The 17,675-nt window shown below is 61.2% G+C and carries 15 protein-coding genes and 1 tRNA gene; 14 read left to right on the forward strand and 2 right to left on the reverse strand.

Features of this window, described 5'->3' with window-relative positions; all coding sequences use genetic code 11:
- Positions 1-220 precede the first annotated feature (220 nt).
- The 4 genes from ACTQV3_RS05760 (at position 221) to rbr (ending at position 2,704) form a co-directional block, all read left to right on the forward strand.
- Positions 221-298, forward strand: a tRNA-Asp gene (locus ACTQV3_RS05760).
- 340 nt (positions 299-638) lie between these two features.
- Complete coding sequence (locus ACTQV3_RS05765) at positions 639-1,124, forward strand: RrF2 family transcriptional regulator (protein ID WP_154518481.1); 486 nt, start codon at positions 639-641, stop codon at positions 1,122-1,124.
- Between the two features lie 21 nt (positions 1,125-1,145).
- Entirely contained in the window at positions 1,146-2,051 is a 906-nt protein-coding gene (locus tag ACTQV3_RS05770; protein ID WP_441067353.1) for an adenine glycosylase, read from the forward strand.
- 113 nt (positions 2,052-2,164) lie between these two features.
- Positions 2,165-2,704 (forward strand): rubrerythrin, encoded by a 540-nt coding sequence (rbr, locus tag ACTQV3_RS05775; protein WP_154518486.1) that lies wholly within the window; start codon positions 2,165-2,167, stop codon positions 2,702-2,704.
- A 293-nt stretch (positions 2,705-2,997) separates the two neighbouring features.
- Here the strand turns inward: rbr and ACTQV3_RS05780 are convergent, their stop codons facing one another.
- Positions 2,998-3,183: a hypothetical protein gene (locus tag ACTQV3_RS05780; protein WP_427794497.1), complete on the reverse strand. Its 186-nt coding sequence runs from the start codon at positions 3,181-3,183 to the stop codon at positions 2,998-3,000.
- Between the two features lie 26 nt (positions 3,184-3,209).
- Between ACTQV3_RS05780 and ACTQV3_RS05785 the strand changes: the two genes are divergently transcribed.
- From ACTQV3_RS05785 to ACTQV3_RS05820, 8 genes are all read left to right on the forward strand, one after another.
- Positions 3,210-3,632 (forward strand): hypothetical protein, encoded by a 423-nt coding sequence (locus ACTQV3_RS05785; protein WP_154518493.1) that lies wholly within the window; start codon positions 3,210-3,212, stop codon positions 3,630-3,632.
- Between the two features lie 119 nt (positions 3,633-3,751).
- On the forward strand, positions 3,752-5,107 hold the full coding sequence (locus tag ACTQV3_RS05790) for a DNA recombination protein RmuC (RefSeq protein ID WP_441067351.1): 1,356 nt from the start codon (positions 3,752-3,754) through the stop codon (positions 5,105-5,107).
- 127 nt (positions 5,108-5,234) lie between these two features.
- On the forward strand, positions 5,235-7,037 hold the full coding sequence (locus ACTQV3_RS05795) for an ABC transporter ATP-binding protein (RefSeq protein WP_441067349.1): 1,803 nt from the start codon (positions 5,235-5,237) through the stop codon (positions 7,035-7,037).
- A 63-nt stretch (positions 7,038-7,100) separates the two neighbouring features.
- The gene (nth, locus tag ACTQV3_RS05800; protein ID WP_427719497.1) at positions 7,101-7,766 is read left to right on the forward strand and encodes an endonuclease III; all 666 of its coding nucleotides are present in this window, start codon (positions 7,101-7,103) and stop codon (positions 7,764-7,766) included.
- Between the two features lie 120 nt (positions 7,767-7,886).
- Positions 7,887-11,519: a transcription-repair coupling factor gene (gene mfd / locus ACTQV3_RS05805; protein WP_441067347.1), complete on the forward strand. Its 3,633-nt coding sequence runs from the start codon at positions 7,887-7,889 to the stop codon at positions 11,517-11,519.
- A 56-nt stretch (positions 11,520-11,575) separates the two neighbouring features.
- Positions 11,576-12,439, forward strand: coding sequence for a phosphatase PAP2 family protein (locus ACTQV3_RS05810; protein ID WP_441067345.1), 864 nt, complete (start codon positions 11,576-11,578; stop codon positions 12,437-12,439).
- A 45-nt stretch (positions 12,440-12,484) separates the two neighbouring features.
- Entirely contained in the window at positions 12,485-13,510 is a 1,026-nt protein-coding gene (locus tag ACTQV3_RS05815) for a threonine aldolase family protein (protein WP_441067343.1), read from the forward strand.
- A 78-nt stretch (positions 13,511-13,588) separates the two neighbouring features.
- Positions 13,589-14,179 (forward strand): N-acetyltransferase family protein, encoded by a 591-nt coding sequence (locus ACTQV3_RS05820; RefSeq protein WP_427793957.1) that lies wholly within the window; start codon positions 13,589-13,591, stop codon positions 14,177-14,179.
- A 21-nt stretch (positions 14,180-14,200) separates the two neighbouring features.
- Here the strand turns inward: ACTQV3_RS05820 and ACTQV3_RS05825 are convergent, their stop codons facing one another.
- On the reverse strand, positions 14,201-14,923 hold the full coding sequence (locus tag ACTQV3_RS05825; protein ID WP_154518535.1) for a GntR family transcriptional regulator: 723 nt from the start codon (positions 14,921-14,923) through the stop codon (positions 14,201-14,203).
- A 206-nt stretch (positions 14,924-15,129) separates the two neighbouring features.
- Here ACTQV3_RS05825 and ACTQV3_RS05830 point away from each other — a divergent pair, with 206 nt between their 5' ends.
- Together ACTQV3_RS05830 and ACTQV3_RS05835 are read left to right on the forward strand one after the other, a co-directional pair.
- Positions 15,130-16,122: an SIS domain-containing protein gene (locus tag ACTQV3_RS05830; protein ID WP_117648180.1), complete on the forward strand. Its 993-nt coding sequence runs from the start codon at positions 15,130-15,132 to the stop codon at positions 16,120-16,122.
- Between the two features lie 431 nt (positions 16,123-16,553).
- On the forward strand, positions 16,554-17,636 hold the full coding sequence (locus tag ACTQV3_RS05835; RefSeq protein ID WP_427728920.1) for a DMT family transporter: 1,083 nt from the start codon (positions 16,554-16,556) through the stop codon (positions 17,634-17,636).
- The last annotated feature ends 39 nt before the right edge of the window (positions 17,637-17,675 follow it).

Below are 17,675 nucleotides of genomic sequence, written 5' to 3' on the forward strand. Positions count from 1 at the left end.
GTTTGCTGCTCTACAGTCCTGCGCAAGACGGAAAGCACATTAAGTGCTTTCCTTTGCGTGCGGAACTCGCGACAAACTTAACCCGCGCCAGCCGGCCCCGGAGACCCTCCCGGAGGGACCCAAAAAATATTTTCAAAAAAGTTGTTGCGCGGCGAACAGACTTCTGTGTATACTAATCCCCGCAGCGCACGCGAGCGGAAACAAACGCGAACGACTGCCTGGGGAGTTAGCTCAGTTTGGTTAGAGCGCCGGCCTGTCACGTCGGAGGTCGCGGGTTCGAGCCCCGTACTTCCCGCCAACGCAATTAAAGCCACGTCTTCGGACGTGGCTTTTTGCGTTTAATAGGACAACCGCTCGGCCGTCCCTTTCATTCAGCTCCTTGTTTCCGAGATGCGGAAGAGAATTAAGTATATCGGTTTAAACAAGGGGGGTTTGTTGCGCAACACTCGTTCAATGAAACAGGGGGTTAGGTTATACTAAATTCCACTGCAGGCCTAGTCTGATGTAATTTGCTTTGGATTCGACCTTCAGCGGACATCTAATTCACTATTTGGTTGTCCCGGCGGTTATTTAGCGTCTCGACGTAAGCTCGGCCCCGGAGCCCGTTCGAGCTGTTCGTATTCCTTGAAAGGGGAAACATGGACATATCGAGGAAGACTGATTATGCCCTCCGCATGCTTGCGATGCTTGCCGAGGAGCCGGAGCGGTTGCTTTCTGTTCGCACTGCTGCCGAAGAGGTCAATGTTCCGTATTCGTTTGCCCGTTCGATCCAACACGGTTTGGTTCAGGCCGGTATTGTGGAGAGCCTGCGTGGCGTCCACGGCGGTATGCGTCTTAAGGTCAACCCGAGCGAGGTCACTATCCGTCAGGTCGTCGAGGCCGTTCAGGGCCCTATGGTTATGAATGATTGCACGGCACTCGATGGCGACTGTGCACGCAGGGGCACGTGCTGCTATCATCCCCTGTGGGCTGGGGCCCAGGCGCTGATGCGTGACTACCTCGATTCCGTTTCGCTGGACGATGTCGTCGCTCGCCGCCAGTTCCCAGCCGTCGATCCCAAGTTCGCCGACCGCGACGCCTTTCCCGAGTATGCCGTTTGCGCGTGTGCTTGCCGGGAGGAGTAGCGCCGCATAAGGAGCATAGCTATGATTCAGGACCCCTTTCGTTCGATGATTCGTTCGGAAGGGGTTCTGCGTTATCGCGACCTTCCGTGGCGCCGCACACGCGACCCGTACATCATCTGGCTTTCCGAGGTCATGCTGCAGCAGACGCAGGTTCCACGCGTAGAGACGCGCATGCCGGCATGGCTCGACCGCTTTCCGACCGTGCATTCTCTCGCCCAGGCCGCTCCTTCTGATGTTTTGGACGCTTGGCAGGGCATGGGCTACAACCGCCGTGCTTTGGCGCTCCATAAGGCCGCGCAGCGACTCGTGGAGGACTGGGATGGGGAGTTTCCGCGTGATACACGCGACCTGGTCGCGCTGCCCGGTATTGGGCCCGCAACGGCGCAGGGCATTCGGTCGTTTGCGTTTGATCTTCCGGGAGTGTACCTGGAGACCAATGTGCGCACGGTCTTTCTGCATCACTTTTTTCCTGACGTTCCGTCTGTTCCCGACCGCGAGCTGGTGCCGTTGATCCAGGCGGCCTGCCCGGCGGCGCCCGGTGCGGCGGCGGATGAGGTCGCTCCCTTTGCCGTGCCGCTCGACGATGCCGATACGCCGCGCGTGTGGTATTACGCGCTGCTGGATTACGGCGCGTATCTTAAAAAGACGCTGCCCAATCCGTCTAGGCGCTCGGCGGGCTACAGCCGCCAGTCCAAGTTTGAGGGCTCGCGTCGGCAAAAGCGTGCCCATATCGTGCGCATGCTGCTTGCAGCTCGCGACGGACAGCCGGCGGGCATAACGCTTGTTGAAGCTGTTGCAGGCGTTAACAAGATGGAGGCCGCAGCGGGTCGCGAACCGGTTGGTTGCGATTTTATTGCGGGCATTCTTGCCGACCTGGAGCGCGAAGGCTTTTGTCGTGCCGAAGGCGAGCGCTGGCTGAGTGTGTGATGACGCGAATTTGCAGAACAGGATAGTAAGGTTTAGATTCTCGGCATGAGGGTATCCTAAAGACAATACCGCTCAAAGTCTGTGGGCGGCGCGTATTGAAGGGAAGTACACCTATGGATTTTGAGAATTCTCAAACCAAGAAGAACCTCGAGACCGCTTTTGCCGGTGAGTCCCAGGCGCACACCAAGTATCGTTACTATGCATCCAAGGCCAAAAAGGACGGCTACGTTCAGATTTCGAATATCTTTGCAGAGACGGCGGGCAACGAGTCCGAGCATGCCAAGCTGTGGTTTAAGTACCTGCACGACGGTGCTGTTCCGGATACGCTGGACAACCTGCGCGATGCCGCCGCGGGCGAGAACTACGAGTGGACCACGATGTATGACGAGTTCGCCAAGACCGCCGAAGAGGAGGGTTTTGCCGAGATTGCTGCGAAGTTCCGTGGCGTTGGCGCTGTCGAGAAGGCTCACGAGGAGCGCTATAACAAGCTCGTCGAGCGCATTGAATCGGGCGAGGTGTTTGAGCGCGAGGGCGTAAAGGTGTGGAAGTGCCTGAACTGCGGGCACCTGCATGTTGGTGCCAAGGCGCCCGAGGTGTGCCCGGTTTGCAACCATCCCAAGGCGTACTTTGAGGAGCAGGTGGTGAACTACTAGCGCGTGGCGCTGGCTGCTGCGGAGCGCAGGGCGGGGAATACCTTTGCCTCTTGCTTACGGCTCCGCAGGGCAACTGCCGGCCTCGCCGCTCCGGGCGTCAGAACCGCGGCGCATCCCTTTCCCTCTCGCTCACGGCTTCGCAGGGTCGCGCGAGGCAAAGGCATGCGCCGCGGTTCTGACGGCGCGGGCTTGCCAACGAGTTTTGGCTCATAGATTAGTTTGTGTGCCGCCCCTTTTGGGGCGGCACGTTTTGTTTGGGGTCCCTGTCTTCACAATTTCCGTCAAGCTTTTGGTTAGGTTTTGGTCGGATGGTGCAAGGGCGAGAGGGCAAAAGATTGCTGGCGAAAAAAGCTCAAAGAAAGTGCTGGTAGGGGAGTTGTTGAACTTTTCGACAGTTTTCTGACAAAAGAATCTTTGCGGCTATTGCCGCGGATTTCGTTGCCGCGGCCGCGATGGTGCGGGATGCTGGGCGCAAGCATCGAATGCTCCTATTGAGGAGGCCAACATGGATCTGTTTCTTGAGACCCCGCAGCAACAAGCCGAGCGCATGCTGCGCCAACAGCAGCGGCTTATGGAGATGCAAATGCAAGGGGCAGCCGTCCAGCCTCCTGCGCAAAACGCCGCGCCCGCGGTATCGTCTGCGGGTGAGGTGGACCCAGGAGCCTATTCCGTACAGCAAGATTCATATGCGCAGGAGCTTGCGTTCGACAAGCGTCGTGCGCGTCGCCGTCGCTGGGCCCAGCGCCTGCGTACGCTGGCGATGATCGTGCTGATCCCGTTGGGACTCGCGGCAATCTTCTTGGCCTCATATGCCCTTACGTGCATTCTCAACGGCGCTTCGCCCAGCGAAGTGCTCCAACATTTAACAGCTCTCGGCCAGCGCCTGGGCGATGTCGTAACAACCATCCGCGCCGGCTGGGAGAGTTAGCGTGCCAGTATTCATAGCGCAAAGGTAACTTGATGCGCCGCCGGCCACGCGCTGCATATGACAGGGTAAGATTGATTGCGGTTCGATTATTGTTCGATTGGGTTTGTTGGGCGGAGTCTATGTCTGCTGTTGATATTGTGCTGGTCGTGATCGCCTTGGTAGCGGTAGGAGTGGCTGTGGCTTGCGCCCTGCAGCTCAAGGGTCTTCGCGCCGAGCTGCGAGAGCGCAGCGATGGCGGTGCGGAGGCGCTGGCGGCACTCGAGCAGGCCAACAACGCGCTCGATGCCCTGAACGTCGCGCTGGCAGAAACCCGCCGCACGGCCAATGCCATCGCGCAGCAGCAGACGACAGATGCGGCCGTGGAGCAGCAACGTTACCTGAACATCGCACGCGAGTTTTCGCAAGCTGGTGACCGGATGGATGACCTGCGCCGCGAGACGGCCCAACAACTCGGTGCCAACCGCGAGGGCATCGAGCACCGCCTGGACAAGGTGCGCGAGACGGTCGATGCCCAGCTGGGTGCTATCCGCAAAGATAACAACGTGCAACTCGATCAGATGCGCGCGACGGTGGACGAGAAGCTCTCCCGCACGCTCAACGATCGCCTGTCGGCATCGTTTAAGCAGGTGAGCGACCAGCTCGAGGCCGTGTACAAGGGCCTGGGCGACATGCAGTCCATCGCCACCGGCGTGGGCGACCTTAAGCGCGTGCTGGGCAACGTAAAGGCGCGTGGCATTTTGGGCGAGGTGCAGCTGGGTGCAATCCTGGCGGACATCCTCACGCCCGACCAGTATCTGGAAAACGTCGCCACCAAGCCCGGCGCCTCGGAGCGCGTTGAGTTTGCCGTCAAGCTGCCAGTAGACGAGGACGATCCCGTGCTGCTGCCGATCGACTCCAAATTCCCGGGTGACGCATATGAGCATCTGCTCGACGCCCAGGAGTCGGGTGACGCTGAGGCCGTCGCCGCTGCGCGTAAGACGCTCGACGCCATGGTCAAGCGCGAGGCCAAGGACATCTGCGAAAAGTACCTGAGTGTGCCGGCAACGACCAACTTTGGCATTATGTTCGTGCCGTTTGAGGGGCTGTACGCCGAGGTTGTCAGTCGTCCGGGACTTATCGAGACCCTGGGCCGCGACTATCACGTCAACGTTGCCGGTCCCAGCACCATGGCGGCTATCCTTAACAGTCTACAGATGAGCTACCAGACGTTTAGTCTGCAAAAACGCACCGATGACGTGCTGCGAGTGCTTTCTGCCGTCAAGGCCGAGCTGCCGCGCTATCAGGCGGCGCTGCGCCGCGCCCAGCAGCAAATCGAGACCGCGGGAAAGACGGTCGAGGGCATCATCACCACGCGCACCAACGTCATGGAGCGCAAACTCAAGGACATCGACGCGCTGGAAGACGCCGACCAAGCTGATGAGATCTTGGGACTCACGCCCGCGGGCCTTCTCACAGACCAAGAAGACGAGGAATAATTACAACAAGACGGTGGGGCGCCGGCGCAAACGCGGGCACCCCGCTGCTTTTCGCATCGTGCTTGCCTGAAGTGCGCTTTAGTATGCAACAATGACGTTTAGCCCCGCCAGATGTGAAAGGAAGCCCATGTCACAGAGAAGCACCAGTCCGCTCAAACGCTCAACCGTGCGCCGCACGCTACAGCGTTTTTGGGACGTCACGCGCACGCAGCCGCTGATCGTCTTTCTCTCGGTGCTCTCGTCGGCGGGCTACATCTTTTTGCTCACGTTTGCCAACACCTACGTGATGGCGCTTATCGTCGACCGCGTCCAGGCCGGCCCCGTGGCGGGCGACCGGGTGTTTGAGGTCTTTGGCCCCTACATTCTGGCGCTCGTGCTCGTTAACCTAGTGGGCCAAATCCTCTCCAAGCTGCAGGACTACACCGTCTACAAGCTCGAGATTGCGGGTAACTATCACTTGGCGCGCCTGTGCTTCGACACGCTCTCCAATCAATCCATGACATTCCACACCAGCCGTTTTGGCGGATCGCTTGTGAGCCAGACGAGCCGTTTTATGAGCGGCTACACGGGGTTGGTGGACGTGACGGTGTATTCGCTCATCCCCACTGTCACCTCGGTTGTCTGCACGGTGGCGGCGCTCGCTCCGGTGGTGCCGACGTTTACCGTGATCCTGGTGGGCATTATGGTCGTCTACATTGCGTTTGTCTGGCTCATGTATAAGCGCATCATGCCGCTTTCGGCCGCGACGTCCGCCGCGCAGAACAAGCTGTCGGGCGTGCTTTCCGACGCGGTCACGAACATCCTGGCCGTCAAGACCTGCGGGCGCGAAGACTTTGAGCGCGACCTGTTCGATGCTGCCGACCGCGCCGCGCGCGACGCCGAGACGGTTTCGATGCACGCCATGATGCAGCGCAACTTTACGACCTCGGGCCTTATCGTCATCACCATGGCCGTGGTGAGCGTGTTCGTCGTGGGCGGCAACGCGTGGTTTGGCATCTCTGCCGGCGCGCTCGTCATGATCTTTACCTATACGTACAACCTCACCATGCGCCTGAACTACGTAAGCTCCATGATGCAGCGCATCAACCGCGCGCTGGGCGATGCGGCCGAGATGACGCGCGTGCTGGACGAGCCGCGTCTGGTGGCAGACGACGAGAACGCTCCCGAGCTCAAGGTGGGCGAGGGCGCGATTGATTTTGAGCACCTGAGCTTTGCATACCGTGACGCCGCGGCGGGCGAGAGCGTGTTCGACGACCTGACGCTCCATGTGGCGGCGGGTCAGCGCGTGGGCCTGGTGGGCAAATCGGGCTCGGGCAAGACGACGCTCACCAAGTTGCTGCTGCGCCTGGACGACGTACAGGGCGGTCGCGTACTCGTGGACGGTCAGGATGTCTCGCGCTGCACGCAGCAGAGCCTGCGCCGCCAGGTTGCCTACGTGCCGCAGGAGGCACTGCTGTTTCACCGTTCCATTCGCGAGAACATCGCCTACGGCCGCCCCGACGCCACCGACGAACAGATCCGCGAGGCGGCCCGCTTGGCCAATGCCCTGGAGTTTATCGACCGCCTGCCCCGGGGCTTTGACACCATGGTGGGCGAGCGCGGCGTTAAGCTTTCGGGCGGCCAACGCCAGCGCGTGGCCATCGCCCGTGCCATCCTCACCGACGCGCCGATTCTGGTGCTCGACGAGGCGACCTCTGCCCTGGATAGCGAGTCCGAGGCGCTGGTGCAGGAGGCGCTTGAGAACCTGATGCGCGGCCGTACCTCCATTGTGGTGGCACATCGCCTGTCCACCGTGGCGGCGCTCGACCGCATCGTGGTGCTGGCGGACGGCGAGATTGTCGAGGACGGTACGCATGCGCAGCTTGTCGAGGCAGGCGGCGAGTACGCAAGCTTGTGGGGCCGCCAGACCGGCGCATTTTTGGAGGCGTAAAGACCCCATACGTGGGACAATCGTGCCCATAGGTAAGTTATGCCGCCAATCCGAGGAGTCGTTATGCCACGCGAGACCAATGCCGCCAAGCGCGAGCGCGCCGTTGAGGTGTGCGAGCGCCTTAACCGTCGCTATGGCCCGGTTGAGTGCTTTTTGGACCACGAGAATCCCTATAGGCTGCTCATAGCGGTGTTGCTCTCGGCGCAGACGACCGACGCGCAGGTCAACAAGGTGACGCCGAAGCTGTTTGCCCAGTGGCCCACGCCCGAGGCCATGGCGGGGGCGAGCGTTGCCGATGTGGCAGATACCATTAAGTCGCTCGGCTTCTATAAGAGCAAGGCCAAGCACGCCGTTGAGGCCGCACAGATGATTGTCGCCGACTACGGCGGCGAGGTGCCGGCCGACATGAAGGAGCTTGTCAAGCTGCCGGGCGTTGGGCGCAAGACGGCGAACATCGTGCTCAACGTGGGGTTTGGCATTGTCGAGGGCATCGCGGTCGATACGCACGTCAACCGCATCGCGCACCGTCTGATGCTGAGTCCCAAGACGCACGCCAAAGAGCCGCTCAAGACCGAGCAGGATCTGCTCAAGATCTTGCCGCACGAGTATTGGGAGTCGGTCAACCACCAGTGGATCACCTTTGGCCGCGAGATCTGCGATGCCCGCAAACCCAAGTGCGACGAGTGCCCGCTGGCAGATCTTTGCCCGAGCATGCGCGTTTTGGGGTAGCTGTTTGGCGTGCGCTGGCGTGTTCACCTCATGCGCTACCATGATAATCAATACTTTTGACGCACGACCCGCCGAGCTTGCCCCGGCGGGCTTTTGGCGTTGCGATGCCGGAGGAACAGCATGCTCATTCACCGTATAGCCGCGCAGCTCTACACTGCCGAGGCCTTGCAGACCGTCGAGGCCGGGCTCGACGCCGGCGAGGATGTGACGCTGGCCGTGTCGCAGTCGGGCCGCACGCTTATGGCGGCTGCTCAGTTTGCGCGCCGCCCGCGCCCTACGGTCTACATTGTGAGCGGCGAGGACGCGGCCGATCGCGCCGCGCGCAGCCTTGCCGCCTACGTGGGCCTGGCGCACGTGTGCCGCTTTCCCGAGCGCAAGGACTATCCGTGGCGCGAGCAGGCGCCCGACGATGCCGTGGTGGCGCAGCGCTGCGAGGCTCTGGGGCGTATCGTGCGCGGGGACAACTGCATCATGGTTGCCTCGGCCCGTGCATTGCTGCGTTGCGTGCCGCCAGTCGAGAGCCGCTACTGGGAGTCCACGACCTTTGCGGTGGGCGAGGAGATTCCTTTTGACGAAGTGCCGCAGCGCCTGGTGGGCATGGGCTACACCAATGCCGGCGCCGCCGACGCACCCGGCCTGTTCCGCGTGCACGGCGACACCGTCGAGGTATTCCCCGCACAAGAGAAAGCGCCCGTGCGCATTGAGTTCTTTGGCGACGAAATTGATCGCATTCGCCGTATGGTGAGCTCTACGGGCCAAACCATCGGCAACGAGGACAGCATCGAGATCTTCCCGTGCCGCGAGCTGGCGCTTACCGACGAAGCCGTTCACAACATGCACGTGGCGCTCTATCGCGCAAGCCAGAGCGACAGCAAGCTGGCGGCGCTGCTCGAGATGGTTGATGCGCGCATCGTCACACCCGAGCTCGACCGCTTTTTGCCGGTGATGTACGGCCAGACCGTGAGCCCGTTGGCGCACGTGAGCGGCAAGGCGCTTGTGGTTCTGTCCGAGCCGCGCTCGCTGTTCGACGACTGCCTGCGTGCCTACGAGGATATCGAGGCGCGCGCCGGCGAGGCGGGGATTGACCGCTTGGACGGCCTGTACGTGCGCGCCCAGCAGCTCGACTTTGGTGCTCAGCAGCGCCTGAACTACGTGAGCCTGATCCGCGCCGGCGGTGCGGCTACGGCAGAGCTCAAGATTGAGCAGCCGGCTATCGCGGGCTCGGACAACCGCTTTATGACGCGCGTTCAGGAAGTCGTGGGCAAGCGCTATGCCTGCGTGTTTGCCATTCCCGACCGCGGAGCGCGCGAGTCGATGGAGCTCACCTTTGGCGACGAGGGCATTACCTTTGAGGAGTCGCTGACGGCCGCCCCCGAAAACGCCGGTGTTATTGGCGAGCGCGTACGCGTGGCAGCGGCAGATTCTGCCGACCGTGCTGCCCGCCAGGAGGCCCATGCCTCGATCCGCGAGCGCCGCGTCGACGCACTCAACGCCCGCTCGCTCGAGGCGGGCGCCGCCCAGGCTGCCGCCGGTGCTTCCGTACCCACCATCTCGCGCGGACGCGTGACCTTTGTGGATGCTGCCCTGCCGCAGGGCGTGGTGGTGCCCGATGCCAACCTAGCCGTGTTCTCGATCGCCGATCTCAATGCCCGCATGGACGCCAACCGCGCGCGCAGCCGTCGCAAGGTGGACATTACGCAGATCACGTTTCCGTTTAAGCCGGGCGACTACGTGGTGCACGCTACCCACGGCATCGCGCTCTTTAGCGAGATCGCGCGCCAGGAAGTGGGCGGCAAGGAGCGCGACTACTTTTTGCTGGAATATGCCGATGGCGACAAGCTCTACGTGCCGCTCGAGCAGCTCGACCGCATCACGCGCTATGTTGGTCCCGACGGCGACAAGCCGCGCCTGACTAGGCTCAACACCGCCGACTGGACGCGTGCCACCAACAAGGCGCGCAAGAACGCCAAAAAGCTGGCGTTTGACCTGGTCGATCTGTATACGCGCCGCTCGTCGATTACCGGTATCGCCTGCCCGCCCGACACGCCCGAGCAAATCGAGATGGAGGAGAGCTTTCCTTACGACGAGACGCGCGACCAGCTGGAGGCTATCGCCGATATTAAGGCCGACATGGAGGCGCCCAAGCCCATGGACCGCCTGCTCTGCGGCGACGTGGGCTTTGGCAAGACCGAGGTCGCCCTGCGCGCGGCGTTTAAGTGCGTGGACTCCGGCCGTCAGGTCATGGTGCTCTGCCCCACGACCATTCTGGCCCAACAGCACTACGAGACCTTCTTTGAGCGCTTTGCCCCGTTTGGCCTCGAGGTCGAGGTGCTCAGCCGCTTTCGCACGCCGGCGCAGCAGAAGCGCGCGCTCAAGGCGTTTGCCGAGGGCACGATCGACGTGCTCATCGGCACGCATCGCCTGCTTTCGGCCGATGTGAACCCCAAGAACCTGGGTTTGGTGATCATCGACGAGGAGCAGCGCTTTGGCGTGCAGCACAAGGAGCAGCTCAAAAACCTGCGCGAGCAGATTGACGTGCTCACGCTTTCGGCCACGCCTATTCCGCGAACCATGCAGATGGCCACGAGCGGCGTGCGCGACATGAGCCTGATCACCACGCCACCGACCGGGCGCCGTCCCGTGATCGTGCACGTGGGGGAGTACGACCCCGACGTGGTGAGCGCGGCGATTCGCCTGGAGGTGGGCCGCGGCGGCCAGGTGTACTACGTCTCCAACCGCGTCAAGACCATCGACGACGCCGTGGCACGCGTGCACGAGGCCGCGCCCGAGGCGCGCGTGGGCGTGGCGCACGGCAAGATGAGCCCGCGCGAGGTCGAGGACGTGATGATCGAGTTCGCGACCAAAAAGATCGACGTGCTCATCGCCACGACCATCGTGGAGAGCGGCATAGACAACGCGACCGCCAACACGCTCATCATCGAGGATTCGCAGCGCTTGGGCCTGGCACAGCTCTACCAGCTCAAGGGCCGCGTGGGCCGTTCTGCCACGCAAGCCTACGCGTACTTTATGTTCCCGGGCGAGCTGCCGCTCACCGAGGAGGCTACGGCGCGCCTGACCGCACTCTCCGAGTTCCAGGACCTGGGCAGTGGCATGCGTATCGCCATGCGCGACCTGGAGATTCGCGGCGCCGGATCGCTCATGGGCGCCGAGCAGCACGGCAATCTGTCGAGCGTGGGCTTTGACCTGTTTACGCAGATGCTGGGTCAGGCCGTGGCCGAGGCGCGCGGCGACGACGATGCCGGTGTGGAGGCGGCGAGCGTGGGCATCAACCTGCCGGCCGACTACTTCTTATCCGAGGAGTACCTGCCGGCGGTGGATCAGCGCGTGCTCGTATACCGTAAGCTTGCGGCGGCCGGGGACCTGGAGAGCATCGACGAGGTGCAGGAAGAGACCGAGGCCGCGCATGGCGAGCTGCCGTTGGCGGGACTCAACCTGTTCAATCGCGCGCGAATCCGCATTCGCGGCGAGCGCCTGGGGCTCGAGAGCGTTACGCTCAGCGGCGGTCGCATCACGTTTTTGGGCGTCGACGTTCCCAAGAAGGTGGCCTATGAGCTTAAGACCCGCTATGGTGCGGTGAACTTCCCCAAGAGCCGCAAACTGTCGGTGCCCTACAAGGCGGGCGCCGGCGCGGGCAGCGGCCTGGGTCGCGGTCTCGACGCCAACGACGGCACCGGCCCCGTGGCCGCGGCACTCATGCTGCTGCAGCAGCTGGGCACGTCCGACGATGACTAACGGGTCGACGCCGTAAACGCCCCATTTGGGCAATCTGGTCCCATCGAAAGGAAAGCATGTTCGGGTACATCTATAAGAAAGATGCCGCTGCTATCGCGGCTATCCTTGCCCTCTGCCTGGGCGTGGGCAGTTTCTTCGATTATCAGATCTCGAGCGCGCTGTTCAACATCGGCAGTATGTACGGCCGCTTTATCGAGGCGGCCGGCGAGCTGCCGTTTGAGCTGACGGCGAGCGTCGCGGGCGTTATGCTCGTGCGCGCGGTGCGTCCCGACTCCAGGGGGAGCAAATGGCTCGCCGTGCTCGGCATCCTCGTCAATGTTGGCCTGACCGGCTACGAGATCGTTTCGTCCCTGAGGGTTGGCGGCAAACTCATCGTGGCTCAGTTGGTGCTGACGTTTGTGCTGGCCATCGTCGCCAACCTTATCGTCTATCGCCTCACGCGCACGACCGAGCCCGACGAGCTCACACGCTGGGCGCTCATGGTGCTTGCCGTGTGGGTCGCTCAGGCCATCATCCTCAACGTGATCGTCAAGCCGCTGTGGTCGCGCCCGCGCATGCGCGTGGTCGAGGTGACGCCGGGGCTCGAGTTTCAGCCGTGGTGGGTAATCGGCAACCCCGACAAGTGGGTCTATATTGCCGCCGGTGTAGTCAAGGACGGCTTTAAGTCGTTTGCGAGCGGACACACGGCGCACGCGGCGATTGGCCTTATGCTCGCCGGGCTTCCCGCAGCGGCCTTTAAGGAAAAGCCGTCGCGCCGTCGTGTGGTCTTTTGGACGGTGGCTGTGGTTGTGGCGTTCGTCGCGTTTGGCCGCATCGTGATTGGAGCGCACTTTTTGAGTGATGTGAGCTGCGGTTTTGCTCTGGTGCTGGCACTTGAGTGCCTTGCCGCGCGCATTGCCTATCCCAGCGGCGTACAATAGCTCCGTTTGAATCATCTGGCCGATACCCGGTAAGAGAGGATTGCCATGCTCGCGTTTAACAACGATTATTCCCACGGCGCACACCCGGCGGTGCTGCAGGCGCTCGTCGACACCAATATGGAGCCGCAGCCCGGATACGGTACCGATGCACATACCGAGCGTGCCAAGCAGCTTATCCGCGAGGCCTGTCAGGCCCCCGATGCCGACGTGTTTTTTCTGGTGGGCGGCACGCAGGCCAACGCGACGGTGATCGACATGCTGCTCGCGCCGTACGAGGGCGTCGTTGCTGCCGAGACTGGCCACGTCGCCTGCCACGAGGCGGGCGCCATCGAGTTTGGCGGCCACAAGGTGCTCACCATCCCCGGCTACGAGGGCAAGATGCACGCCGAGGACCTTGAGAACTATATCCAGGTGTTCTACGAAAACGAGAGCTACGAGCACACGGTGTTTCCGGGTGCCGTGTACGTGAGTCTATCGACCGAGTACGGCACGCTGTACTCCAAGGCCGAGCTCGCGGCGATTCACGCAGTGTGCCAGAAGCGCGAGATTCCGCTGTTTGTGGATGGCGCCCGCCTGGCCTATGCGCTGGCGGCCGATGAGTGCGACATTACCCTGCCCGAGCTGGCGCAGCTGTGCGACGTGTTCTACATCGGCGGTACCAAGTGCGGCGCGCTCTGCGGAGAGGCTGTGGTGTTCTGCGGTATGCACGCCCCGGCGCATCCCATTCCGCGTATTAAGCAGCATGGCGCGCTGCTTGCCAAAGGCCGCCTGACAGGCGTGCAGTTCGAGGCTCTTTTTACCGATGGCCTGTATTTTGAGATTGGTCACCAGGCGATTGAGACCGCTCAGGCGCTTCGTCGCGTGCTGCACGAGCGCGGCTACCAGTTCTTTTTGGAGACGCCGACCAACCAGCAGTTTGTTATTCTGCCCAACGAGGACATGGCCCGCATTCGCGAGCATGCCTCGATTGAGTACTGGGAAAAGTACGACGAGACCCACACGGTGGTGCGCTTTTGCACCAGCTGGGCCACGACGCAGGAGGACATCGACGCGTTGGCGGCTGTCCTGTAGCCTGATGTAATGACAAGGGGCTGCCCTGCGCCTGAGCTTGGTGCAGGGCAGCCTTTGTTTTTGAGGGGGAAGGGTTGTATGACCGAAATGTCCGAGCCGACGATTCGCCTGGCGACGCCCGACGATGCGCCGGCGTTGCTTGCCATCTATGAGCCGTATGTGCGCCAGACGGCGATTACCTGCGAATACGAGGTGCCGAGCGTTGAGGAGTTCGCCGGGCGTATCGAGCGTACGCTCAAGCGCTACCCGTATTTGGTGATGGAGCTGGACGGGCGTCCGGTAGGCTATGCCTATGTGAGCCCGCTCAACAGCCGCGAGGCATACGACTGGTCGGTCGAGACGTCGATCTACCTGGCGCGCGATGTGCGCCACGGCGGGCTGGGCCGCAAGCTGCACGATGCGCTCAAGCAATGCCTGATTGCGATGGGCATCACCAACATGTGCGCGCTCATCGCCGTGCCGCACGACAAGGACGACGAGTACCTGACGCACAACAGCCAGGATTTCCATGCCCATATGGGATATCGCCTGGTGGGCACCTTCGATCGCTGCGCCCAAAAGTTCGGTCGCTGGTACGACATGTGTTGGATGGAGTTGGTCCTAGCCGAGCGCACGCCCAACCAACCCAAACCAACCTGGTTCCCCGACCTCCCCAAACCTACCATTTAGGGACAGGTTTATTTTGGCAGGTTAGCCGATGGGTTCGATGTATTTGGCGCGGTCGGTGCGTTGGATGCGCTTGGAGACATGGAGCGGTCGGCCGTCGGTATCGTAGACGTAGTCGGTGATCAGGATCAGCGCCTGTCCGCGCTCAACGTTGAGCAAAAACGCCTCGTTTTGCGAGGCGTAGCACACCTCAAAGGTCTTATGCCCCTGTGCCGGTGCGCGATGGAACTCCTGTCGCAGCGTGGCGTAGAGCGAACCGTTGATATCGCGATCGATGAGCGTCTCGAAGCTTGGCGGCAGGTAGGTGGTCTCCAGGCACAGCGGCGCGTCGTCCAGGTAGCGCAGGCGGACAAGTTTGACGAGCTTGCTGCCCACGGCGGCGTCAAAGAACTTAGCTATGCTGCCGGCCGCCTTGGCAAAGCCCGAGTCCACGGTGCGCGTGGTGGGCTTCATGCCCTGGCCTTCGACCTGCTTGGTATAGCTCGAAAACACCAGGTTGTTCTCGTGGAGCGCGGGCGTGTCGGCCACAAAGGCGCCACGCCCGCGCTCGGTGCGCACCAGGCCCTCATCAACGAGCACCTTAAGGGCGTGGCGTACGGTGCTGCGTGACAGCCCCGATTCGTCCATGAGTTCCATCTCGGACGGCAGCTTGTCTCCGCGCGCATACGTGCCGGCAGCGATGCGATCGCGCAGCGTGCCCGCCAAGCGCTCGTATTGGGTCAGTTTCTTTTTAGATGTGACGCCCATATTGCCAACCTATATCTAACCTGTATGCTTACCTAAGCAAGCATGTATTAAATAAAACAATAAAACTGCTGGTAGCGAGCTACTGAAAACCACAGCAGCAAAATTTCTAAGACAAATATAGCATACAACTAGTCGACATAACCAAAACATGTATGTAACTTGTATGCCTGTGATGAGCATCAAACGAGAAGAAAGGCTGATGCACGATGACTACTCAGGAACAGGTTAAAGATGTCGTCTCCCAGGTTTTGGCCGACAAGGCAGACAAGGGCGGCATCAAGCGCGTCGTGTGGATTGGCGCCGGCGGATCCAACGGCGGTAACTATCCTGCCCAGTACTTTATGGAGCACGAGGCCACGCAGGTCGTGAGCTCCAGCTACACCAGCAACGAGTTCGTGCACGCCACGCCCGCCTACGTTAACGAGAACACCTTGGCCGTCGTCGTGTCCATGCGCGGCACCAAGGAGACTATCGTCGCCGCCCAGGTGGCCAAGGACCACGGCGCCAGCACCATCGCCATCTATGTCGACGAGTCCGCCCTCACCGAGGTCTGCGACTACAAGATCCAGTACGACAGCCTGGCCGTCGACGAGTCCTGCATGGGCCGCACCAACTCCGCCGTCGTGACCATGATCGCCATGGAGCTCACGCAGCAGACCGAGGGCTATGCCGAGTACGAGACCGCCATGGCCGCCTTCGACTTGGTCGACCCCATCTATCGCAAGGCCGTCGAGTACACCCGTCCGCTTGCTGCCAAGTGGGCCGAGCAGAACGCCGACAAGCCCTGCATCAACGTGATGGCTCAGGGTCCGCTCTTTGGTGCCGCCTACGTCTTTAGCATCTGCAACGTGCAGGAGATGCTGCAAATCGACTCCTGCACCATCAACACCTGCGACTTCTTCCATGGCCCCTTCGAGATCCTGGACAAGCGTACCTCGCTGTTCCAGCTCATCAGCGTCGGCCGCAGCCGCTGCAACGACGAGCGCGGCATCCGCTTCGTCAACCAGTACGGTGGCGAGCGCGTCTATCAGCTCGACGCCAAGGAGCTCGGCCTCAACGACATCAAGGACAGCGTGAGCGAGTACTTCAACCACCTGATCTTCGCGCCGATCCTCAACAACGTCTACATGCGCGCGCTCTCTGCCGTCACCCACAAGGACTATATGACGCGCCGCTATATGTGGAAGCTGGACTACTAGGAGTTACGCGGTTTTGCCAAACCGCGTAACGGCTCGACGCTGCAAACCCGCCAGAGCGGCAATCTGCCTTTCAGCTTCGGCGGCATGACCAGAAGGTCAATGCCGCCTCGTTTCAAGGCACCTTGCCCGCTCTGGCGGGTTTTCGCTGACGTTGCCAAAGCATCGGCGTCGGCTTGGTCCAGATGTGGCAGTTGAGGACGTTCCCTTTCTGCCGGCAGTTGGGGACAGTCCTAGCCGTTGGGTAGTCATTGGGGACGTACTTAAACGACTAGTCATTCAGGAACGTCCCCAATGGCTAGTCGTTTAAGTACGTCCCCAATGAGTATGTGGGGGAGCAGATCTTTCCGTTCGGCGATTTGTGGCTTGAAAAATGTATATAACGACTATAACGTAGTATGAAACATATTGGAAACAATACCGAGGAGGCTGCGTTGAAGAAAAGCAATCTGGGCTATGTGCTGGTGCTGATCGCCGCGCTTATGTGGGGCAGCATCGGAATCTTTGTAAACGGCATCTCGGCCATGGGCGTTTCGTCCCAGAGCATGGCTGCCTTTCGCTTGTTGGTCGGAGCGCTTATCTTGGCGCCGGTCCTGATGTTTATGGGCTGCCGCCCGGGTGAGGGGTCTACCGTGGCTCAGGGTCCGCTGGCCCTGTTCAAGGCAAGCCCTAAAGAGCTTGTTCCCTGCGCGCTTGTCGGTATCGTCGGTTTGGCCGCCGCCAACACCTGCTATTACGAGTGCATGGGCGAGGTGGGCATGTCCACGGCCTCGGTGCTGCTCTACACCTCGCCGGTGTTTGGCGTCATGCTCGGCCGCATGCTTTATCGCGAGGACGTGACCCCTAATAAGCTCGTTGCCATTGTCTTTAACATCGTTGGCTGTGTACTTGCAGTGACCAATGGCGACCTTTCCGGTTTTCATTTTTCGGTTTGGGGCGTCACGTCGGGCGTGATTGCAGGCCTTTGCGGTGCGTCGCTCGCGGTGTTTAGCCGAATAGCAACCAAGACGGTCCACCCGCTGGCTGTCACGTTTTGGGGCTTTGTTTTTGGCGGTGCGGTTATGGCAGCTATCGCGGCTCCGTGGCCAGATGTCGCCGCGGCAATGTCGCCACAGCTGCTGCTGCTGTTCCTTGGCTTTGGACTCATCCCCACAGCCGTGGCTTACATCTTATATATGCAGGGTCTGTCCATGGGGCTCGAGACGTCGAAAGTTCCCGTCGTAATGTCATTCGAGACAGTTGTCACCGTACTGCTGGGCATTGGTGTCTACGCCGAGCCCGCCGGCGCGATCAAAGTCCTGGGCATCGTGCTGGTGCTCGCGTCCATCCTGATTATGAATACCGACTTCTCCAAGCTGCGCAACAGTGTGTTTGTCGGCCATGTCATTGAGAGCATGACCTTTAAGCCCAACGCGTGGTGGACGGAGAAATCGCAGGACATGGATCTGTTTAAGGAACGCACCGGCATCGCGCTGGAGCCCACCGTACAGGAAAGTCCCTGGTACTTCGTGCGATAGGGAATTGCGTGCGGCATCCGACCTGGGGTTATCCAGCCA

This window comes from Collinsella sp. LCP19S3_A7, from assembly GCF_052121995.1.
Classification (GTDB): Bacteria; Actinomycetota; Coriobacteriia; order Coriobacteriales; family Coriobacteriaceae; genus Collinsella.

Excerpts from the sequence above, each read along its gene's own strand:
- ACTQV3_RS05765 (WP_154518481.1), top strand. The coding sequence starts at position 639 with ATGGACATATCGAGGAAGACTGATTATGCCCTCCGCATGCTTGCGATG.
- ACTQV3_RS05770 (WP_441067353.1), top strand. The coding sequence starts at position 1,146 with ATGATTCAGGACCCCTTTCGTTCGATGATTCGTTCGGAAGGGGTTCTG.
- rbr (WP_154518486.1), top strand. The coding sequence starts at position 2,165 with ATGGATTTTGAGAATTCTCAAACCAAGAAGAACCTCGAGACCGCTTTT.
- ACTQV3_RS05780 (WP_427794497.1), bottom strand. The coding sequence starts at position 3,183 with ATGCTTGCGCCCAGCATCCCGCACCATCGCGGCCGCGGCAACGAAATC.
- ACTQV3_RS05785 (WP_154518493.1), top strand. The coding sequence starts at position 3,210 with ATGGATCTGTTTCTTGAGACCCCGCAGCAACAAGCCGAGCGCATGCTG.
- ACTQV3_RS05790 (WP_441067351.1), top strand. The coding sequence starts at position 3,752 with ATGTCTGCTGTTGATATTGTGCTGGTCGTGATCGCCTTGGTAGCGGTA.
- ACTQV3_RS05795 (WP_441067349.1), top strand. The coding sequence starts at position 5,235 with ATGTCACAGAGAAGCACCAGTCCGCTCAAACGCTCAACCGTGCGCCGC.
- nth (WP_427719497.1), top strand. The coding sequence starts at position 7,101 with ATGCCACGCGAGACCAATGCCGCCAAGCGCGAGCGCGCCGTTGAGGTG.
- mfd (WP_441067347.1), top strand. The coding sequence starts at position 7,887 with ATGCTCATTCACCGTATAGCCGCGCAGCTCTACACTGCCGAGGCCTTG.
- ACTQV3_RS05810 (WP_441067345.1), top strand. The coding sequence starts at position 11,576 with ATGTTCGGGTACATCTATAAGAAAGATGCCGCTGCTATCGCGGCTATC.
- ACTQV3_RS05815 (WP_441067343.1), top strand. The coding sequence starts at position 12,485 with ATGCTCGCGTTTAACAACGATTATTCCCACGGCGCACACCCGGCGGTG.
- ACTQV3_RS05820 (WP_427793957.1), top strand. The coding sequence starts at position 13,589 with ATGACCGAAATGTCCGAGCCGACGATTCGCCTGGCGACGCCCGACGAT.
- ACTQV3_RS05825 (WP_154518535.1), bottom strand. The coding sequence starts at position 14,923 with ATGGGCGTCACATCTAAAAAGAAACTGACCCAATACGAGCGCTTGGCG.
- ACTQV3_RS05830 (WP_117648180.1), top strand. The coding sequence starts at position 15,130 with ATGACTACTCAGGAACAGGTTAAAGATGTCGTCTCCCAGGTTTTGGCC.